The sequence below is a fragment of the Zetaproteobacteria bacterium genome (genome assembly GCA_003696765.1).
Lineage (GTDB): Bacteria > Pseudomonadota > Zetaproteobacteria > Mariprofundales > J009 > RFFX01.
Genome location: RFFX01000073.1, coordinates 1 through 3,287, shown reverse-complemented (window position 1 = coordinate 3,287; position 3,287 = coordinate 1). Strand labels below are relative to the sequence as shown.

At 70.7% G+C, this 3,287-nt stretch carries 3 protein-coding genes and 1 tRNA gene; 3 read left to right on the top strand and 1 reads right to left on the bottom strand.

The genetic code is table 11. The annotated features are described in order from the left end of the window. The 3 genes from D6682_06920 to D6682_06910 all read left to right on the top strand — a co-directional run. Nucleotides 1-174: glutaredoxin 3 (locus D6682_06920; protein ID RMH50409.1), on the top strand; the 174-nt coding region annotated here is incomplete at its 5' end. Between the two features lie 26 nt (nucleotides 175-200). Next, nucleotides 201-2,918, top strand: a complete 2,718-nt coding sequence (polA, locus tag D6682_06915; GenBank protein RMH50410.1) for a DNA polymerase I — start codon at nucleotides 201-203, stop codon at nucleotides 2,916-2,918. 16 nt (nucleotides 2,919-2,934) lie between these two features. Further along, a tRNA-Leu gene (locus D6682_06910) sits at nucleotides 2,935-3,020 on the top strand. Between the two features lie 144 nt (nucleotides 3,021-3,164). Here D6682_06910 and D6682_06905 read toward each other — a convergent pair. After that, the coding region (locus tag D6682_06905) for a hydroxyacylglutathione hydrolase (GenBank protein RMH50408.1) at nucleotides 3,165-3,287 on the bottom strand (123 nt) is incomplete at its 5' end.

Genomic DNA, 3,287 nt, shown 5'->3' with positions numbered 1-3,287 from the left:
GTACAGGCCGATCCCGCCCGCCGCGATGAGATGATGGCGCGCAGCAACAACGCCCGCACCATCCCGCAGATCTTCATCAACGGCCGCCATATCGGCGGCTGCGACGATCTCTATGCGCTCGATCGCGCCGGTCGGCTCGATCCGCTGCTGAACGAGGCGCCCGCTTCCGCGTGAGTCGGGGCGCCCGCGACGGGGCGTCGGTGCCCCATCTGGCGCTGCTCGACGGCAGCAACCTCGCATTCCGCGCCTACTTCGCCACCCGGCATCTGGGAATGAAGCGCCCCGACGGCATGCCGGTGGGAGCGCTCCACAACTACCTGCAGATGGTCTGGAGCACGCTCGAGCGGCTCGATCCCAGCCATGCGGCGGTGGCCTTCGACCCCGAGGGAGGGTCGAAGGCGCGCACGGCGCTGCTGCCGCAGTACAAGCAGAACCGGCTGGCGATGGAGGACGATCTGCGCCGGCAGTGGCCCCATCTGATCGAGGCCAACGCGGCGCTTGGCCTGCCGCTGCTCTGTGTCGACGGCTTCGAGGCCGACGACGTCATCGCCACCCTGACCCGGCAGGCGCGGGCGCGTGGCTGGCGGGTGAGCATCGTCTCCGGTGACAAGGATCTGATGCAGCTGGTCGGCGAGGGGGTGCGCCAGATCGACCCCGCCGGCGGCAAGGAGTACGACGCCGAGGGGGTGCGTGCCCGCTGGGGGGTGCCGCCGGCGCAGATCCGCGCGCTGCTCGCCCTCGCCGGGGACAGCTCGGACAACATCCCCGGCGTGGAGGGGATCGGCCCCAAGACCGCGGCGGCGCTGCTGGCCGAGTACGGCACGCTCGAGGGGGTGCTGGCCGCGGCCGACGGACTCAAGCAGAAGAAGCGGCGCGAACGGCTGCTGGCCCAGGCCGATCGGGCGCGCACCGCCTGGCGGCTGGTCGGGCTCGACGATGCGGTGCCGCTGCCGCGCACGCTCGACGAGCTGGCTCGGCGTCCGCCCGATCGGGCGGCGCTGGGTGCCCTGCTCGACCGGTTTCAGTTGCGCCGGCTGGCCCACCGCTTCGGTGTCGGTGGGGCGGCGACGGTCGCCCGATCCGACCAAGCCGATGGAGCGCGCAGCGATCGGCTGGTGGCCGATCGGGCGGCGCTCGATGCGCTCTGCGCCGCGCTGGAGCAGGCCGAGCTGATCGCGGTCGATTGCGAGACCGACAGCCTGGCATGCCGTTCCGCCGATCTGGTCGGGCTCTCGTTCGCCGTGCAGGCGGGGGAGGGGTGGTATCTACCGCTCGGCCATCGCGACGCGGAGGGGGCGCTGCTCCCCGGTCAGCTCGATCGCGGCGAGGCGCTGGCGCGGCTGGCGCCGCTGCTGGAGGATGGCGGGCGTGCCAAGTGCGGCCACAACCTCAAGTTCGACCGGCAGGTGTTGCGCCGTGCCGGCATCGAGCTGGCCGGGGTGCGCTACGATTCGCTGCTGTTGGCCTACCTGCTCGATCCGGGAGGGCAGCCACCCAAGCTCGACTACGTTGCCGAGCGCTATCTGGGCCACCGCTGCATCCCCTTCGAGGAGGTGGTCGGAAAGGGGCGCAACCAGCGCAGCTTCGATCGGGTGGCGATCGATCGGGCGCTGCCCTACGCCGCCGAGGATGCCGAGGTGGCCTGGCGTCTCTGCCGCCGGCTGCGCGACGAACTGGTGGAGCAGGGGCGGCTGGCGCGGCACGACGCGATCGAGCTGCCGCTCTCCGGGGTGCTGGCCGAGATGGAGTGGCACGGGGTGGCGCTCGATGTGGCACTGCTTGCCCGCCTCTCCGATCGCTTTGGCGCGCGCATCGCGCGGCTGGAGCGGGAGATCCGGCAGACGGCCGGGTCGGAGATCAACATCCATTCGCCGCGTCAGCTCGGCGTGCTGCTGTTTGAGCGGTTGGGTCTGCCCGGCGGCAAGAGGACCAAAAGCGGCCAGTGGTCGACGACGCAGGAGGTGCTCGAACAGCTGGCGCCGCTGCATGAGGTGGTGCGGCTGATCCTCGAGGTGCGCAGCATCAGCAAGCTCAAGTCGACCTACTGCGACGCCCTGCCGCGGCAGATCGACCGGGAGAGCGGTCGGCTGCACACCAGCTACAATCAGGCGGTCACCTCCACCGGGCGGCTCTCCAGCTCCGAGCCCAACCTGCAGAACATCCCGATTCGCACCGCCGAGGGGCGGGAGATCCGCCGCGCCTTTGTCGCCCCCCCCGGTCGCTTGCTCATCTCCGCCGACTACTCCCAGATCGAGTTGCGGCTGATGGCCCACCTCTCCGGCGATGCCGGGCTGATCGACGCCTTCCGCGCCGGTGCCGACATCCACCGCGCCACCGCCGCCGCCATCCATGGCGTGGCGGATGCGGCGGTCGACGGCGGGATGCGGCGCGCGGCCAAGGCGATCAACTTCGGCATCATCTACGGCATCAGCGCCTTCGGCCTCGCCCGGCAGCTGGGCATCACCCGCAAGGCGGCGGCGGCGTTCATCGACGCCTGGTTCGCCCGCTACCCGCGGGTGCGCGACTACATGGAGGCGTGCAAGGAGCGCGCCCGTCGTGATGGCTTCGTCGAGACGATCAAGGGGCACCGCATCCCACTGCCCGGGATCCACGACCGCAACGCCATGCGCCGGCAGTATGCCGAGCGGCTGGCGATCAACGGGCCGCTGCAAGGCTCGGCGGCCGACTTGATCAAGATGGCCATGATCCGGCTGCACGACGCGCTCGCCCGCCGTTTCCCCGAGGCGCGGCTGCTGCTGCAGGTGCATGACGAGCTGTTGATCGAGGCGCCCGAGGGGCAGGCCGACGGGGTCGCCCGGCTGGCGCGGGAGGTGATGGAGTCGGTCGAGGAGCTCTCCGTGCCGCTGGTGGTGGATCTCGGCAGCGGGCGGGACTGGTTGGCGGCCCATGCGCTGTGAGGGCGGAGGGCCGAATGCCGGGATGGTGGAACTGGTAGACACACGAGACTTAAAATCTCGAGGGCCTTGCCCGTGCGGGTTCGAGCCCCGCTCCCGGCACCAGGTTGATCCACAACGTGTCGATCTCCCATGGGCAATGTGGGTGAGGTGGGCGGATGATGGCCCCAGGTTTTGGCCGCCGGCCGGGCAACGGGCCCGTGGAGGCGCTTCTGCGGCCTGCATCGGTCCGGCGTAGGGGGTGGTTGGTCAGCAGCGATCCTTGCGTGCGCGTAAGTAGGTGAACACGGCCAGGGGATCGTCGGCGATCCCCGCCGTTTTGGCGATGCGGCGGCGGAAGGCGGCATCCAGCGGCCGCAGGAAGGGGTTGGT